The organism is Bacillus sp. OV166, from assembly GCF_900177675.1.
GTDB lineage: Bacteria > Bacillota > Bacilli > Bacillales > Cytobacillaceae > Neobacillus.
The window spans coordinates 2,741,887-2,758,759 of record NZ_FXWM01000001.1; the positions used below are offsets into that span (position 1 = coordinate 2,741,887).

Annotated in this window: 15 protein-coding genes; 10 read left to right on the forward strand and 5 right to left on the reverse strand. The window is 38.5% G+C overall.

Annotation, left to right across the window (positions count from 1 at the left end; all coding sequences use genetic code 11):
- The 5 genes from CCK98_RS13165 to CCK98_RS36255 all read left to right on the forward strand — a co-directional run bounded on the left by CCK98_RS13165 (position 1) and on the right by CCK98_RS36255 (position 6,512).
- The gene (locus CCK98_RS13165) at positions 1-1,005 is read left to right on the forward strand and encodes an ABC transporter substrate-binding protein (RefSeq protein WP_088087008.1); all 1,005 of its coding nucleotides are present in this window, start codon (positions 1-3) and stop codon (positions 1,003-1,005) included.
- A 172-nt stretch (positions 1,006-1,177) separates the two neighbouring features.
- Positions 1,178-1,600, forward strand: a complete 423-nt coding sequence (locus CCK98_RS13170) for a hypothetical protein (RefSeq protein ID WP_088087009.1) — start codon at positions 1,178-1,180, stop codon at positions 1,598-1,600.
- Between the two features lie 13 nt (positions 1,601-1,613).
- Positions 1,614-2,177, forward strand: a complete 564-nt coding sequence (locus CCK98_RS36245) for a hypothetical protein (RefSeq protein ID WP_256942335.1) — start codon at positions 1,614-1,616, stop codon at positions 2,175-2,177.
- 41 nt (positions 2,178-2,218) lie between these two features.
- Positions 2,219-4,897, forward strand: coding sequence for a DUF5724 domain-containing protein (locus CCK98_RS36250; protein ID WP_256942336.1), 2,679 nt, complete (start codon positions 2,219-2,221; stop codon positions 4,895-4,897).
- The gene (locus CCK98_RS36255; RefSeq protein ID WP_256942337.1) at positions 4,842-6,512 is read left to right on the forward strand and encodes a DUF4132 domain-containing protein; all 1,671 of its coding nucleotides are present in this window, start codon (positions 4,842-4,844) and stop codon (positions 6,510-6,512) included. Before CCK98_RS36250 ends, CCK98_RS36255 begins: the two co-directional genes overlap by 56 nt.
- Before the next feature lie 56 nt (positions 6,513-6,568).
- Here CCK98_RS36255 and CCK98_RS13180 read toward each other — a convergent pair whose 3' ends face one another.
- Both CCK98_RS13180 and CCK98_RS13185 read right to left on the reverse strand, forming a co-directional pair.
- Positions 6,569-7,297, reverse strand: coding sequence for a protein-glutamine gamma-glutamyltransferase (locus CCK98_RS13180; protein WP_088087010.1), 729 nt, complete (start codon positions 7,295-7,297; stop codon positions 6,569-6,571).
- A 54-nt stretch (positions 7,298-7,351) separates the two neighbouring features.
- Entirely contained in the window at positions 7,352-8,581 is a 1,230-nt protein-coding gene (locus CCK98_RS13185; protein WP_088087011.1) for an MFS transporter, read from the reverse strand.
- 384 nt (positions 8,582-8,965) lie between these two features.
- Between CCK98_RS13185 and CCK98_RS13190 the strand changes: the two genes are divergently transcribed.
- Positions 8,966-9,166, forward strand: coding sequence for a cold-shock protein (locus CCK98_RS13190; protein ID WP_066253749.1), 201 nt, complete (start codon positions 8,966-8,968; stop codon positions 9,164-9,166).
- A 179-nt stretch (positions 9,167-9,345) separates the two neighbouring features.
- Positions 9,346-10,176, forward strand: a complete 831-nt coding sequence (locus CCK98_RS13195) for a hypothetical protein (RefSeq protein WP_088087012.1) — start codon at positions 9,346-9,348, stop codon at positions 10,174-10,176.
- Between the two features lie 46 nt (positions 10,177-10,222).
- Here the strand turns inward: CCK98_RS13195 and CCK98_RS13200 are convergent, their stop codons facing one another.
- Positions 10,223-10,501, reverse strand: a complete 279-nt coding sequence (locus CCK98_RS13200; protein ID WP_088087013.1) for a hypothetical protein — start codon at positions 10,499-10,501, stop codon at positions 10,223-10,225.
- A gap of 143 nt (positions 10,502-10,644) precedes the next feature.
- Between CCK98_RS13200 and CCK98_RS13205 the strand changes: the two genes are divergently transcribed.
- Positions 10,645-11,739, forward strand: a complete 1,095-nt coding sequence (locus tag CCK98_RS13205; protein WP_088087014.1) for an MBL fold metallo-hydrolase — start codon at positions 10,645-10,647, stop codon at positions 11,737-11,739.
- Between the two features lie 357 nt (positions 11,740-12,096).
- Positions 12,097-13,572 carry a SulP family inorganic anion transporter gene (locus CCK98_RS13210; protein ID WP_088087015.1) on the forward strand — a complete coding sequence of 492 codons (1,476 nt, stop codon included), beginning with the start codon at positions 12,097-12,099 and terminating at the stop codon, positions 13,570-13,572.
- Positions 13,573-13,617: 45 nt separating this feature from the next.
- Here the strand turns inward: CCK98_RS13210 and CCK98_RS13215 are convergent, their stop codons facing one another.
- Together CCK98_RS13215 and CCK98_RS13220 are read right to left on the reverse strand one after the other, a co-directional pair.
- The gene (locus tag CCK98_RS13215) at positions 13,618-14,493 is read right to left on the reverse strand and encodes a permease (protein ID WP_088087016.1); all 876 of its coding nucleotides are present in this window, start codon (positions 14,491-14,493) and stop codon (positions 13,618-13,620) included.
- A 74-nt stretch (positions 14,494-14,567) separates the two neighbouring features.
- Positions 14,568-14,891 (reverse strand): metalloregulator ArsR/SmtB family transcription factor, encoded by a 324-nt coding sequence (locus CCK98_RS13220; protein ID WP_088087017.1) that lies wholly within the window; start codon positions 14,889-14,891, stop codon positions 14,568-14,570.
- A 537-nt stretch (positions 14,892-15,428) separates the two neighbouring features.
- On the opposite strand from CCK98_RS13220, the gene CCK98_RS13225 reads away from it, so the two are divergent.
- Positions 15,429-16,787 (forward strand): MATE family efflux transporter, encoded by a 1,359-nt coding sequence (locus tag CCK98_RS13225; protein WP_088087018.1) that lies wholly within the window; start codon positions 15,429-15,431, stop codon positions 16,785-16,787.
- Positions 16,788-16,873: the final 86 nt, after the last annotated feature.

Here is a 16,873-nt window from a genome sequence, read left to right on the forward strand (position 1 = left end):
ATGAAGAAAAGTTTTTTGATCATGGTAAGTCTATTGTTACTACTACTAAGTGCTTGTGGTAAAAGCAATGAAAAGGAATCAGATAAAGCCACGGGGGCTGTCGATAAACTACAAAAAGTTAGCTTAATGCTAGATTGGTATCCAAATGCAGTGCACTCATTTCTTTTTGTCGCTGAAGAAAAGGGCTATTTTAAAGAACAAGGCTTAGATGTTGATATCCAAATGCCAGCAGATACCAATGACCCGCTTAAACTAGTTGCGGCCAACCAAATTGACATGGCACTTAGCTATCAACCACAGGTACTTGTGGCACGCAGTGAGGATATCCCTGTTCAATCCATTGGAGCAATTGTCCGTCATCCATTAAATCAATTAATGGTGCCAGCAGATGGTTCGATAAAATCACCCAAAGATCTAGCTGGGAAAACGATTGGCTACCCATCGATTCCATTAGATGAAGCGATCGTTCAAACGATGGTGAAAGCTGACGGAGGAGACGCAGGAAAGATCAAAATGGTCGATGTGGGCTGGGATCTCATTCCTGCGATGGCAACGAAAAAAACTGATGCTTTAATCGGCGGCTATATTAACCATGAGAAGTTATTGTTGGAAAAAGAAGGTCACCCGATGAGAGCATTAAATCCTGCGGACTATGGGGTTCCAGATTATTATGAATTAGTTATGGTCGCTAGCGAAAAGGGATTAAAAGAAAAACCAGAAGTGTATAAAAAGTTTATGGCTGCGATTACGGAAGGCCAAAAATACGTTCAGGAACATCCAGAAGATGGTCTTTCGATTGTAATGAACCATGAAGATAAAACATCACCACTTGAGAAGGATGTCGAAACAAAAAGCCTAGAAATCCTTCTCCCGCTAATGGAAGCAAAAGATAAACCATTCGGCTACCAAGACCCAGAAACATGGAAAACCACAGCCCAATGGCTAAAAGACAAAAAAGTCATAAAAGACACCCTAAAAGCCGAGGATGCATTTATCAACTTTTAAAGTAAATTGGTGTCAGTGCCAGTAATTTGGTGTCAGGCACCACAAAAAGACAAAACGATTAAAATGTCCGCCCTGGGTGGACATTTTTTATTGTTCTTTTTATTGGATTGTTGCTGTATACCTCATTGAAGTTTGCTAATATATAGGTAAAATCTATTATTGAGGTAGCTTCATGAAAATCTATGTGACAATGAAAAGTCTGGCTATGAGGAAGGCGTATCTTACCAAAAAGGAGATTCATTTAGAGGGTTTTCCGACGACACTTAGAGTGCTGTTGACAGAATTAGTGTCAATCCAAATCCAGGAGTTCAATGCAACAACCCAAACAGAAACCAACATGGTAAGTTTCCTAACAAACGAGGAAATCGAACAGCAAGTCTATGCTGGTAAAGTTGGGTTTGGGACTAAATATAGTGACCAAAAAGCCGATCTGCAAACGGCAGTCAGGGTGGCTATCCAAGCCTTTGAAGATGGTTTATACCGAGTAGTCATTAATGAAAAAGAGACGCTCGATTTAGATGAGCGATTGGGTTTACAAGAGGAAGATCAACTTACTTTTATAAAGCTGACGATGTTAGCAGGACGTATGTGGTAATGGGGGGAACGGTATGAGAGCAAAAAATAAGGATCTATATTATGAGAGTTTAGAAGCGAAGGCAAACAAAGAATTTACTGGTGCAGAGCAGAATTTGGCGCTGCTTCTCATAAAATTAATGGACGCGACCTACATCGTACGCGACACAAATCTTCAAGAAATTAGAAATATCCTATTCACACAAAAAAGTCCCCGTGACCCACTCATTTTCCAACCGCTTGTGGAAATTGTACACACCTTAATCGGAGCAGAATACGGGGCTCTTTTTCAATATATCATCGACCATAAGTGTGAATATCCATACAGTGAAGGACATTCGCGACGACCGTTTCGGACGAGAAACCTCGAGTATCACTACTATGGAATGATCGAGAGCTTCCTTTATATTTTTGACTTGGATTTTGAAGAGTTTTCGATTATTGATTATCTATCCTGCCGTGAGGGTTCGCCGATATACAATCCACTGATCAGTGATGTGATTGCCTATGAAATCGACCAAAAAAATGAGCGGGTAATCCAAGCTTATCTGAAGTTATTTTCGGAGAAAATAACACAGCACTGCTTACATATGAAATGATCAAGGGCGTTTTTAAAAGCCATAGCCAGGAAGGATATACAATGCTCGGTGATTTGTTACTTGCCGCCAGACTGCAAGAGGGCCTGCGCCAAAGCATTGTCGAAAATATAGATGAGGGTACATTAGAAGCTACTATTTACATGCTTAAAGTCATCCTCGACCACGAACTTATTCGTTACAGTTCCGTCGTGAGGGCACTTGATGTTTGGACAGGTTTGGATCTGCAAGCCTCAGACAATAGAGTGACTAAACGATCGATTCAATACGCGGCAAGATCTCTATCCAATCGAGAGCTGCGTGAAGAGGGAGTTAGAAGCGAGAATCTGAATACGCTTTTCATCAGTCTTTGGGCCACAGCTGTGAATGAAGAAGACGATATAAAAGAACCGATCCAATTCCTGATGGAAAACGGCGAAACCTATCAAAAGGTGATGGCCCAATTCTTTTTAACACAAAGCCAAAATGCGAGTATGAGATTTGAGTTAGCGCACCCGTTTTTATTTGAAAAGAATGGAGAGCTGCAATATTATCTTCTCAAAAACTATGTGTATGACTATGATATCCATTGGTCATACGAATCTGAAAAAAGTGAAAACACACTGACCATCAACCAGGTACCATTGTTAGAAAACAAGAAGGAACGATCTCGACAGTTTGAGTTGTTTAAAAACATGTTCTTACAAATGCCCAAAAGAGAACTCGAAATCGAATCAGAAACGAATCAAGGACTAACCCTAATTTTCTCAAGAGACGAAATTGCGAGAAAAATGATGTTCTTAACTGCCTACGACTTGGATAAGGATTGGCTAAGACAATTAATTGAATCGAAGGACAAGCTAAGTGCTGAATTAAGAGAAGATCTGCTTTCATTTTTTATCAAGGATAATTCGAATAAAACACAACGCGATTTCCTTTTTGCAAGTCTTGCTGATAAAAGTGTGAACAATCGAGAAATCGCCCTTGCGCATATTAAATCAATGGAGTTGATGCCTGAGGAGATTGAAAAGATTGAAGCGATATTAAAATTAAAAACTGGAGCCCTCCGACAAGGAGCTATTCAGATTTTATTAGGACTCCCGAAGGATCACCTAGAACCCGCGCTTGACCGTTTATTATCAAGTAAAGCAGAGTTGCAACGATTGGGTGCGCTTGAAATCTTATCAGAAATCAACGACCAGGCTGAACGTGAAAGACTAGTTAAAGCGTTTAAAAATACAATCCTCCAAATGAAAGCTGGCTCAAAAGAACAAATATTACTTGATAAATTGTTTCAAACCGAGGAATACAACCTGGTTAATGGATTTGGATTATATGACCCGAATCATCGGGTAAACCTTGAACTTGAGCACCCTAAACAAGAGTTAAAAAACCTTTTGCAGCCATCACCTGATTCTAGCAAGCAATTTCTTCAAGGTTTAGCCGCATTGGTTCATGAACATCGTCAAGTGGAATATGAGGTCGAGTGGTACGATGGCTCAAAGGATACACTCCATATTGGCGAGGAATTAAGGTGCACTTACTCTTATCAAGAGGATGAAAAACAGCAAATCGACCAACTTCCATTAGCTGAAGTTTGGAAGGAGTATATTAATACTCATAAGCTAACAGCACCAGAGCTCATTCAGACTGCCTTTTATCTTCACGCTGACAGGATCTTAAGCTATTACAGTAATAGGCTGGATGTTTGGGAGGTTATGGATTATCCAAAGGTAGAGGGCTGGAGGAAAACATTTTTAGAAGAAATTTATGCAATCGAAAACATCGAAGAAGTGAATCGCTTTCTAGATAATTTGAATTATCGTTCCCAAGTAGAAACGCTTTTCGATGCTCATTTTACCAGTCAAGATTCAAAAGAGCTTTTCGACAACATCAGTGCTGTTTTAAATTTTCTGGTACATTCGATCCCTGAAGATAAACTCAAAACCGAATACAAAATGCTTGATTTTCTTATCGATCCATGGCTGGAATGGGCTGAACACTTTGCCGATATTAATAGTGAATCCTTTGATGTGTATTTCAAGCTTCATTATCAGTTATATACGATGGCCAATTTTGAAAGTTTTCTTCCGTCGATGGAAGATTTAGCAAAAGCTTATGCACGTAAAATAATCGATGAACAGGTCATTTTTCAAGAACTTTTGGGTCGAGATGAAACGAGTAGAGATTATGTATCAGAATTAACCAATCCCAAAGATCATTTTTTAAAAAATTATCCTGATATGATTCCTATTAAAGATCGGGTGGTTCAAAGAATATTAGAAATTGAACTAAAAAGAGGGGATCTCCCTACAGAGGTAACTACCGTGGCTATGGGAATTGAACGCCATGAAGGCATAGGTTCCTTTGTTCAAATCCTATTAGGCCTTGATAAAGAATCGTTCGTACGCGGCTATATTTATGGTCATGGCAGCGATCTCACTAAAAAAGAAGTATTCTCCCACTTATTAAAAACAAGTTATCCAAAAGAGGGAGACAGCGAAGCACAACTAAAGCATCTTTTAAAGGGAAAGGCATTAGCGGATAAAAGATTATTAGAGGCAGCGATGTATGCCCCGCAATGGCTAGACATTGTTTCAAAGCACTTAAATTGGAATGGTTTGAGGAGTGCCGCCTGGTATTTCCATGCCCATATCAATGAGACATTTTCCGAGGAAAAAGAAACCATTGTTGCGCATTATTCGCCCATCTTCACCACAGGAATTTCAAGATGGTGCTTTTGACATCAGGTGGTTTAAAGAGTCTTACGAACAGTTGGGTGAGGAACGGTTTCAAATTCTCTATCAATGTGCCAAATACATTTCGGCAGGTGCGAATCATCGCAGATCACAGCTGTTTGCGGATGCGGTCTTGGGGAAATTAGCGCTTGAAAATACTAAAAACCTAGTTCAGGAAAAAAGAACAAAGGATCAAGTATTATGTTACAGTTTGATTCCAGTGAAAAATGAACAAGATGTTCTCGAACGGTATATATTCTTACAAAGATTTTTACAGGAAAGTAAGAAGTTTGGTGCCCAGCGCCGGGCCAGTGAATCAAAAACAGTCACGATTGCCCTTGATAACCTCGCCAGAAATGCAGGTTATAAGGATGTAACTAGGTTAAAGTGGGCAATGGAAGCGAAAAAAATGGAAGAGATTGCACCATTTCTTGAGCCAAAAGTGATGGATGATCTGACTGTACAGCTCGTGATTGATGCCAATGGGCGAGGAGATATCAAAGCTGTAAAAGGGGATAAAGCACTAAAAACTCTCCCAGCCAAGTACAATAAACATGATTATATTGTTGTCTTAAAAGGGATCAAATCAGATTTAAGGGAGCAATACAAACGAGCAAAGGAAGAGTTGGAACGCTCGATGGAGCTTGGAAATAGTTTTCTTTTAAGTGAAGTTTATACTATGATGAAAAATCCGGTGTTGACGCCACTGATGACATCATTGGTATTAAAAGTGGGGAACTATTTAGGCTTTTTTGAAGACGGTTCTCTATATGGTGTTGGGGCGGTTGACAAGTATTCCATTCAGGCCACTGATGAAATTTTCATCGCTCACCCGGTCCATCTCTTTGAGAGTGGGCAATGGAGTGAATTCCAACGGGATTTATTCGCTCGGAAGGTGAAACAGCCTTTCAAGCAAGTGTTTCGAGAACTATATTTACCAAATCAGGATGAACTTGCATTGGGAACGGGAACACGAAGATACGCGGGTCACCAAATCCAGCCGCAAAAAACAGTTGCCATATTAAAAAGTCGCTTGTGGACGACGAGCTATGAAACGGGACTTCAAAAAGTCTACTACAAGGAAAATATTATCGTGCAACTAAATGCTTTAGCCGATTGGTTCTCGCCATCGGATGTTGAGTGTCCAACCTTGGAAACAATCGAATTTTTCGACCGTCTTACCTATCAACCTATAGAAATTAAAAGTATTCCGAAGGTGATCTTCTCGGAAACGATGCGAGACATTGATTTGGTTGTCAGTATCGCCCATGTGGGCGGGGTGGACCCAGAGGCGAGCCTAACGACGATTGAAATGAGAAAAGTAATAGTGACTGAATCGGTTCGATTAATGAGATTGGAAAATGTAAGGATCGAGGGCAAATTTGCGCTGATTAACGGAAGTCTAGGGGATTATAGTGTTCACCTGGGTAGTGCCAATGTGTATAAACAGGCTGCAGGTGCCATTTATATCGTTCCCGTCCATTCACAGCAGCGTGGTCGAATCTTCCTGCCATTCATGGACGAGGACCCAAAAACAGCCGAAATTGTTTCAAAAGTCCTTTTGCTCGCGGAAGATAAGAAAATCAAAGATCCGTTTATTTTAGCACAGATAAGAAACTAGCAACATATGATCAAATGCAAAAGACCGCGGCTTCAATGGCAGCGGTCTTAGCTTTTTTATAAAAAAGATCGATACACGGGTCTTGTGATAAGGTTCATGAGATAAGCAGAGATCCGCGGATTGGGCTTTCTTTTTTTATTTAAGAAAGTAATGATGGTGTCTGCTTTTTTAATGCCTACTCCATGACCGTAGTATTGGTCATCCGCCATAAAAATCACATTCTCAGCACGCCAGTGCGACTCGTTCGGGTTAAAATCAGGATTGTTGAAATGCAAGATGTCACCAGGTATAAAATCATCCCCATATTTTTGCCAAATCTTCAGGTCGTTATCAAATTGCCAATCCATTAAGAGAAGCCGGTTAAAAAGTAGATCAAACCTTGTGCTTCCAATCGAATATAGGGTAGCAAGATATAAGACAATCGCGATTCCTGTTGAACAATCAAAGGCATAAAGGGCTCCATTTTTAATAACATCAAGAATGGCGACGCTGGGCCTTACATTTGGTTTCAAGAGAAAGCCGCCATTACTTAGACGATCCCAATACCTTTTATTGCAAAAGGCATAAGTAAAGGTTGTAAACTGTACCTTACTTTTATTAAGCTCTCGGGCAGCTTGCAGCGTCTTGGTTCGAAACAGCAGCTCAAATTTGAATTGACTTAAAGTTTGATATTGATAAATTTCCGGATATTTCTCCATTTTAGTAACGATGTCTTTCTGTTCTTTCGTTGTAAGGGTATGACTAAGATCATCCACGTGAATCGTTTGCTGATTTATTTTAATCATTTTCCCACCTGCTTCCCTAATCCACTCCTTCTAAAAAAATATGAAACTTTTAAACTAATAGTTCCAATTATCTGCTAGTTTTTTATTTTTCATAAATCTAACGTACATTAAGAAGAAGACGATTGCGCTGATGAATCTTAGGATGGATATGATGTTCATTGATTTTTGTATGCCGGTTACTTCGAGAAGCCAAATGCCGATTTGCGGCGCGATGAAGGCAACAAAGGATAATAGGACATTATAGGTTGTGATGCAATACGTTCTTTTTTCCTTTGGAGATTGCTCCAACAAAAGGTTGAACAATAGCAGCATGGTACCTGAAAGAAAGAACCCAGAAGTCATCGAGACAAAGGTTAAATAGATTAGATTAGTGGACAAAACGGTCAAAAACGGTGCAGTTGCCATTCCAGCAGCAACCCAAACGAGCACTAAGGTATTGGATTTTTGTTCCGCCCATCTTTTCCATAATGGGAAGGTAAATATCTGCACTAATTGATTCGCTACTGAAAATATACTAATCCAAAGAATCGTTGCATGAGCATATTTCACATTATAAATATTGAATAATCCCCATGCCATTTGCCATGAGAAATTAAAACATAAGGCAGTGATCAGAAACCATTTGTATCCTTTATCCTTAAAAATTGACCAATCCATAGACGAATTCTTTTGCTCCTGCTCCTTGTTCGACTTCGGTTGTACCGTTTCCTTGTGCCTCATTAAGAAAAATACTTCTAATAATCCAAAAAGAAAGGCCATGAGAAATAAAAGCTGGTAGGCGACCGCATGGTTGGTTTGGTTTTTCATAACGATTCCAATGATCAAAGTTGTGATCATGCCTACAATGGTTAACAGTCGGTTTCTATCACTGAAAAACGCTCCTCTTCGGTCTTCGTTTATCATTCCACTAATAAGCGTTTGCCAGCCGATATTTGATATCGTTCCGGGTACATTCATTAAAGCCACTATGATCAAAAACGCCCATGCTTGATAATCCGAACGAATAAAAAGGACTCCAGCTAAAAAAACAAATAAGATTCTTGCCCATAAAACGGACATGGCAACGGTCTTCTTTTGCTGCTCTAAACGATTCAACATGATAGCAGCTGGAATTGTCATAATCAGTGCAACTAATGGCGGAAGCGAGCTGATCAAGCCGACTTGATAGTTGCTTGCGCCGAGAATGGAAATAGCGAAAATAGGAAAAAAATTACTGGCAAGGTTCACAGCTATGGTAGACACCATCCCATGATAGATACTTACTTTTTCGTTGTATGTGCGCATGTTCATCCACCATCTTCATAAAAATTCTATAGCTATTATACAACAAGAATACTTGATTTTTTCGAAATTATTTTAAAATAACTAACCTATGGATCATGTATGAAAGTGTTTTGTGATAGCCTTAGAAATATTCCGCCTGGATTGTACTGTTTCTGCCTTTTAATGATAAAAAGACAATAGTATTTCTACAATATTTTTACAAAAGAAATAATAAATTCCTAAGATATATTTGCATTATTCGGGACCATCTGTTATAGTTAAGGAGAATTATTTTTGTTAGTCGGTAAGGATGAAAAAAGGGAATACTGCTTTTTGTCTAAAAGATCGAACTGAGCAAGGATAGTAATTTTATGTGTGCAAAGCACACAGCAGGAGGAAACACAAATGGAACAAGGTAAAGTAAAATGGTTTAATGCAGAAAAAGGTTTTGGATTCATCGAGCGCGAAGCTGGAGACGACGTATTCGTACACTTCTCTGCTATCCAAGGCGAAGGTTTCAAATCTTTAGACGAAGGTCAAGCAGTGACTTTTGAAGTTGAACAAGGTCAACGTGGACCACAAGCAACTAACGTTCGTAAAGCATAATCTAAACCACATAAATGTGAATGAAAAGGCTCTCTTGTAGAGCCTTTTTTTAATTTCAAACAATTTATACGCAAATACATAAAAATACCGCAGGGAGAAGAGGAAAAGCTCTTTCCCTTTTTTATTGGCAGAAGTTGAAATATAATGAAATCACATACATAGTGGAAGGAAGTGTTAGGATGATCATCCAGCGTCCTCAATTAGAGCAGTCCGAATTGACGAAGTATATTCCGCCCAAAGGTGAATATGAAACATTCCGTGATATGGACCATTACAAAGAGAAACTCAAGGAATGGGGTTTATCCTCAGCGAGAGAAGCGAAAAAAGAGTTCTGGTACAAGGATCGAAACTATCAGCGCCAAGTAACTATTAAAGGGTATGAAACTTACGGGAGAGCATTGGATATTAATACGCTTGTGATTGAATTCCAAGATGGAAATCTCACCTGTATCCATCCAGCCTATTTAAAAGAAATGCAGCAATCGAGCTTTGGAAAAGAAAGCTTGTTAACATTTGATGAAAAAGAAACGGTTGCACCCGATCTTGTGACTGTGGACGAAAGTGAACCAATAATTGCAGAGGCAATCACAGAACCAGCCGAAAAACCTGCAAAAAAAGAAGCAACTAAGCCACCAAAAGCAAAGGAACCGAAACCTAAAAAGGAGAAGGCTCCAAAACTCGAACTTCCAGTGGACAAGGTCCATTTTACTGCCAATGTAAAACAGTTCGCGCTCGTTTACAATCCGTTTAATGAGGAAAATGATGAAGTTGTTGTCTTAGAAAATGTTCAGATTGTCAACGAGGAAAATCCACTAGAAATCGGTCTAGCCTGGTGCAGCCATAGTAAGACACTCAAAAAGTTTGAATTGGCAATAGGGGATGCACTTGAATTCGATGGTAAAGTTGCTGCTAAGAAACTTGGAAAAGGAAAAGATATAGACGAAGAATTCTTAGTAGATGTCCCGGTCTTGTATAAAATCAATAACCCATCAAAAATCGTTAAAAAATAGGACACTCTTTTAGAGGTCCTATTTTTGTTATATCCGCCGTGTTGATTTAAGGAAAATAAATCTCCAATCGATCCTCGCCCTTATTTAATATATAGTAATTTTGAAAATCAATGTTTTTCGTACAGGTGTCATATTTTTTCAATAATATGGTTAGGTAATTCACATCCCTCTTCATAAATATCAGCTGTTCATTTAATAACTGGATAGAATCAAAGTGGAATCCGTCCCTCTTCCATAAAAAATCCTCATCATTATAGTAGTTAAGAATTACTTGACGATTGTGATAGCATTCAAAATCAGCTACATCCTTCATTTGTATTTCCATATCAAATATCACCGATCCCTTTGCATATATTTTAGAAAATATAAGGTTCGAGGTGGTGATTGGAATCACATCCTGATAGAAAAGTGAAACCATTGATGATACGATGGAGGAATGACAAACATGTAAAAGGAAGAGGCACCTGTATGATCGCACTGATTATTGTTTTAGGATTAATTGGAATCACCTATTTTTTCCTAAGGTATTATCCCCCGTTTGGCAAAAAGGCTTCGAAGGAGAGGCTTAGGAAATATGAGCAATCCGAAAACTTCTCTCATCAAAGGAAATTCGTCAACCGCGTTCCAACAATAATGGAAAATGGCTTTAAAGAAACGGTTTCGATATTAATTGATTTCATCAAAGGTAATCCCAATGGAAGACCTAAAAATGCCATCCGAATGGAAAAATTAAAACTTTCGGATCGACAGGATGTTACACAACCAAAAATCACCTGGTTTGGGCACTCGGCTCTACTTTTAGAATTGGATGAAAAAAGAATACTATTAGATCCGATGTTTGGCTGGACACCTACACCATTTCCAATCTTCGGCATAAAGCGCTATAGCAAAGGACTCCCATTTATCATTGAAGATCTTCCAACGATTGATATAGTCATCATCAGTCACGACCATTATGATCATTTGGATTATGGATCGATTAGAAAAATAAAGGAAAAGGTCAAACAATTTATTGTCCCGTTAGGTGTGGGGAGCCACTTAGAGAAATGGGGAGTGAGTCCAGAAATCATAATAGAGCTAGATTGGTGGGATGAGCTTCATCATGAAGGACTTAAGATTTCTTCCACACCAGCAAGGCATTTTTCAGGCAGAAGCCTAACAGACCGCGATGCGACCCTTTGGTGTTCATGGGTAATAAAGGGGGAGGATACTAATATCTTTTTTAGTGGGGACAGCGGGTATGGGCCACATTTTAAAGAGATTGGTGCTAAATACGGTCCCTTTGATCTGACACTAATGGAATGCGGTCAATACGACAGGCGTTGGGCGGCAATTCATATGACGCCAGAAGAAACCGTCCAAGCACATCTGGATGTGAAGGGGAAAATAATGATACCAATTCATTGGGGAGCCTTTACACTAGCCTTACATGACTGGACGGATCCAATCGATAGAGTAACGAGCGCGGCCAAAACACAAAATCTTGCTATTTCCACGCCGAAAATCGGTGAAACGGTTTATATTGGTTCGGAAGATTACCCAAATAAAGTTTGGTGGAAATAGAGTGACATAAGCTAAAGATTGATGTCCGCTATTTAAGTGGAATCAATCTTTTTTTGTTTGATCATTTATTACAGTTTAATTGATAAGAATCCTTTTTATTAAATACATTTTTGCTTCCCATCACTTTTCTCTAATTTTTTGGAGATAAGACGAAATCCAAAGGAAATGGCGCAAAACAAAGCAAATATAGATTGTGTCCGATTACATTGGATTTCACAAATTGTTCACAATCCGTTATACTTTTTTCTGTTAATAACGGAACCGACTTTCATGAGAGTTGAAAGTCAAGTTATAAATCAGAAACGACTGTACAGTAAGAATCTGTACATTTAGTGAAACAAAGGGAGAGATGCAATTTTGGATTTAAATAAAATTAAATATTCATGGTTTGGAAATACAAAGGGCGATATATTAGCAGGTATTGTGGTAGCACTTGCATTAGTTCCAGAGGCTATTTCTTTTTCTATTATTGCCGGTGTTGACCCAATGGTCGGATTGTATGCTTCGTTTTGTATTGCAATGACAATCGCGTTTGTTGGTGGTAGGCCGGGGATGATTTCTGCAGCAACAGGTGCCACTGCATTACTAATGGTGACATTGGTTAAAGACCACGGATTGCAATATTTACTGGCTGCAACGATTCTAACGGGTGTTTTACAAATCATTATGGGAGCTTTAAAGTTGGGGCGATTGATGAAATTTGTTCCCAGGTCCGTAATGACAGGGTTTGTTAACGCACTTGCGCTTCTTATTTTTGCTGCCCAATTACCGCATTTCGTAGGGGAGTCATGGCAAATGTATACCATGGTCGCAGGAGCGCTTGCCATTATTTATATCTTACCTCGTTTTACGAAGGCTGTCCCTTCAGCGTTGGTTGCGATTATTGTAGTAACAACGATTGCTATTTTTACGGGCAGTGATGTTCGGACCGTCGGAGATATGGGAGAATTAACATCCAAATTACCAGTCTTTTTGATTCCGGACATTCCATTCAACTTTGAAACACTTCATATAATTTTTCCCTATTCATTATCGATCGCGATTGTAGGGTTGGTTGAATCACTTCTTACGGCAACAATTGTCGACGATCTGACAGATACAGAGAGTGACAAGAACAGGGAAGCCGTTGGACAAGGTATTGCGAACATTGTTTCAGCATTCTTTGGCGGAATGGCTGGATGTGCAATGATTGGTCAGTCTGGTATTAATATCAAATCTGGCGGCAGGGGCAGATTATCCACTTTTGTCGCAGGTGCGTTTTTATTAATCTTGATTGTTTCGTTAAGAGGATTCCTCGTGCAAATTCCAATGGCCGCACTTGTGGGTGTGATGATTATGGTTTCGATTGGAACTTTTGATTGGTCTTGCCTAAAGTCATTCAAAAAGGTGCCAATTACCGATACAATTGTGATGATTGTGACCGTTGTTACAGTAATACAGACTCATGACTTGTCTAAAGGGGTTTTAGCGGGAATCATCTTAAGTGCGATATTCTTTGCTTCAAAAATCTCACAAGTGAAAGTATCAAGTTCAGCTAAAGGCTCAAATAAAAAAATATATCATGTTACTGGGCAACTTTTCTTTGCTTCAGTAACTGACTTTGTAAACAGTTTTGATTATAAAGAAAACGTTAGTGAAATTGACCTAGACCTATCCAATGCCCACCTTTGGGATGATTCTGCGATTGGTGCGATTGATAAAGTAGTCATTAAGTACCATCAAAATGGAGTTAAAGTAAACTTAAAAGGATTAAACTCTGAAAGCAATAAACTGATTGAAAAACTTGCTGTTCACAACAAACCGGGTGGACTGGGAAAAGCAGTTGGCCACTAAATATATGAACGCTGGATAAGTAAAATCCAGCGTTCTTTTGCATGTTTACGATGATTCTAATAGGTAAAATACAAATCCGGATATAGTTGACATGGCAAATACAGATAAGACAAAGGTAAAAACCAGCTGTTTTTTAAAGATTGATTTTAATAGGATCACTTCAGGCAAACTAGCACCTGCAGAACTAATGATTATCGCCATGACAGGTCCTAATGCCATTCCTTTAGCAATAAAAATTTGTGAAATCGGGATCATGCTGGAAAGACGGATATATAAAGGGATCCCGATGATGGCGGCAATAGGAATCAGCCACCAATGTTCTTCGCCAAACACACTGGAAATCCATTCTGTTGGAACTAAACCGTGAATGACAGCGCCAATGGCAGCACCCATGATTAAATAAGGATAAACACTTTTCATTAAATCGAGGGTTTCCTTTAACGCCATTTTCACATTAAATTTTTGATTTTGTTCCTGATAACCTGTCATAACGACATTTTTTACAGATTTTTCAAAACCTAACTTTTCTAGTGTAAAACCAATAATGATCGAAAATACGGTAGTCAAAGCGGTGTAAATGGCCGTTACTTTCCAACCTAGGACAACTCCCATAAGGGTCAATATCGTAGGGTCAAGGACAGGGGAAGCAAACAGAAATATCATGACGATCCCAAAAGGCATTTTCTTTTTTAACATATTTACGACAACCGGTATCGTCGAACAGGAACAGAAGGGTGTAATAAATGCAAAGACAATTGCTGTAAAGGCAGCGAACAGTTTATTTTTCCCTGCAAACTTTTTTTCGATTTTCTCATAGGGAATAAAGCCCTGCAGTAGACTAATTATAAATGAAATGACGATAAACAGAACCGTTAACTCAAACGCAATTGATAAAAAACTTTTAAAGATGTCCATCCACATTTTAATTCCCCCTATTAATCAAATAATATTGATATATTAATCAAAAAAAATTGATTTATAACTTAAAAAAATAATCAGCAGGTTGGTTTGAATAGGCAACAAAGTTCATGGGACAATAGATGATTTAGTTCATCTTGATTCAACTGGTAGTAGCTCCAGGTACCCCTTGTTTCTTTTGAAATGATGTTTGCATCTAACAAGATCTTTAAATGATAGGACAGTTTTGATTGAGTCATATCAACGATTGGTGCGAGGTCACATACACACATTGAGCCATTTTGAGTTAAAATATTCATGATCTGCAGTCTCTTTTTATCTGCAATCGCTTTAAACTTTAACTCGTATTTTTCAAATACTTTCTCCAGGGATATATCCTGTAATTGGATTTCCTGTTCCATTTTTACACCTTCTTTATTAATCAATTTATCTTGATGCATTTATCATATGGTCAATTTTTTCATATGTCAATGTTTTTAATCAAGAAAAATTGATTTAGAAAAAAATTTCAATTGGTCCGTGAAAACAGTAAAATCATTTATAAATTTTTTTTGATAAAGTGGTTGCAAATAGAAAAAATTGTTAATATACTTTAATTGTAAATCAAAAAAAGTTGATTTAACTTATAAATCAAAAATAATTGATTTATTAAAATTAACTTCAAAAAGGAGATGGGTAATATGAACTTTTTCAAAAAACTGACTGGTAAACCAACATCCAAATCTTCAAGTTGCTGTAATGTGGAGATCAAAGAGGTAACTGAAACTCAAGCGGGAACTTCTAATACAAACGAATCCTGCTGCACAGATGCAGCAGATGAGAAATCATCTTCCTGCTAAGGCAAACATTTCTAAGGTTCTTAATTTAATGGAGGAATAATAATCAAATATAGAGTATAATGAAGTTTCGGATTTTTATTTCTCAAGGAGAACCTGTATATGAATCAAACCTATACGTTAAAGGAAAAGACAAAGCAAATTTTTATTTTGTTGATTCCTATTTTAATTACACAGCTTGGCATGTTTTCAATGGTGTTTTTTAATACGATTATGTCAGGGAAGTACCATTCCACCGCTTTAGCCGGAGTAGCGATTGGGTCCTCGATTTGGAGTCCGATTTTTACGGGGATCAGCGGAATTCTTCTTGCGGTTTCACCAATTGCCGCTCAACGCTTTGGTGAAAAGAAGAGCAACGAAGTAGCATCAGTGGTGAAACATGGAATATATCTTTCCATTTTAATTGCACTCGTTGTCATCATCCTGGGTTTCTTTTTGTTAGACCCGATCCTAGATTTAATGAAACTTGATTCCGGTGTGAAAAAAACTGCCTTTCATTATCTAGTCGGACTCAGCTATGGAATTCTTCCGCTATTTATTTTTAATGTACTTAGATCATTTATTTATGCACTTGGCAAAACAAGGGTCATTATGATTATCATGTTATTGTCTTTACCAGCCAATTTCTTTTTAAACTATGTGCTCATCTTTGGAAACTTGGGTTTTCCAGAGCTTGGTGGTGCAGGGGCAGGCTATGCAACATCGATTACGTATTGGGGGATTATGGGGATGACCGTGTTTATCGTTAAAACCCAAGAACCTTTCTCTACGTACTCCGTTTTCGCTGATTTAAAAGAATTTTCTTGGGATAAATGTAAAGAGATATTAAAGATCGGTGTGCCGATGGGACTCTCTATATTCTTTGAAACTAGTATGTTTGCGGTGGTTACCATCCTACTAAGTAAATTTAATGTCACTACCATTGCTGCCTATCAATCTGCATTAAATATTGTCTCTTTTCTATACATGATTCCGATTAGTATTTCGACGGCACAAACAGTCTTAGTCGGGTATGAAGTTGGGGCCCGTCGTTATAAAGATGCGAAACAATACAGCTGGTTAGGAGTTTATCTTGCCATCTTGATTGCCGTTGTGACTGGAGTATTAGTAGTGATATTTCGCTATCAAGTTGCCGGTTTATATTCGAATGAAACAGCCGTCATTAATTTAACCGCTAATTTCTTAATCTTTGCGCTATTTTTCCAAATCTGTGATGCCATCCAGGCAACTGCACAAGCTGCCTTAAGAGGATATAAGGACGTCAACCTTGCCTTTATCATGACACTCATAGCCTATTGGCTCATCTGTCTTCCATCAGGATATCTACTCGCACATTATACGAGTTTAGGAGCAAGAGGCTACTGGATCGGACTAACCATCGGCCTGCTCGCAGCCGGAATAGCCCTATCCATCAGACTGATATACATCCAAAAGCGGAAATTCGTCAGTAGAGCGGTTTAATGGTCTCATTTATTGGAGTCTTTATTTGGTGTTATTTATTGATGTCTTTATTTGGTGTCAGGCACCACGAAAAGACAGTATTTCGA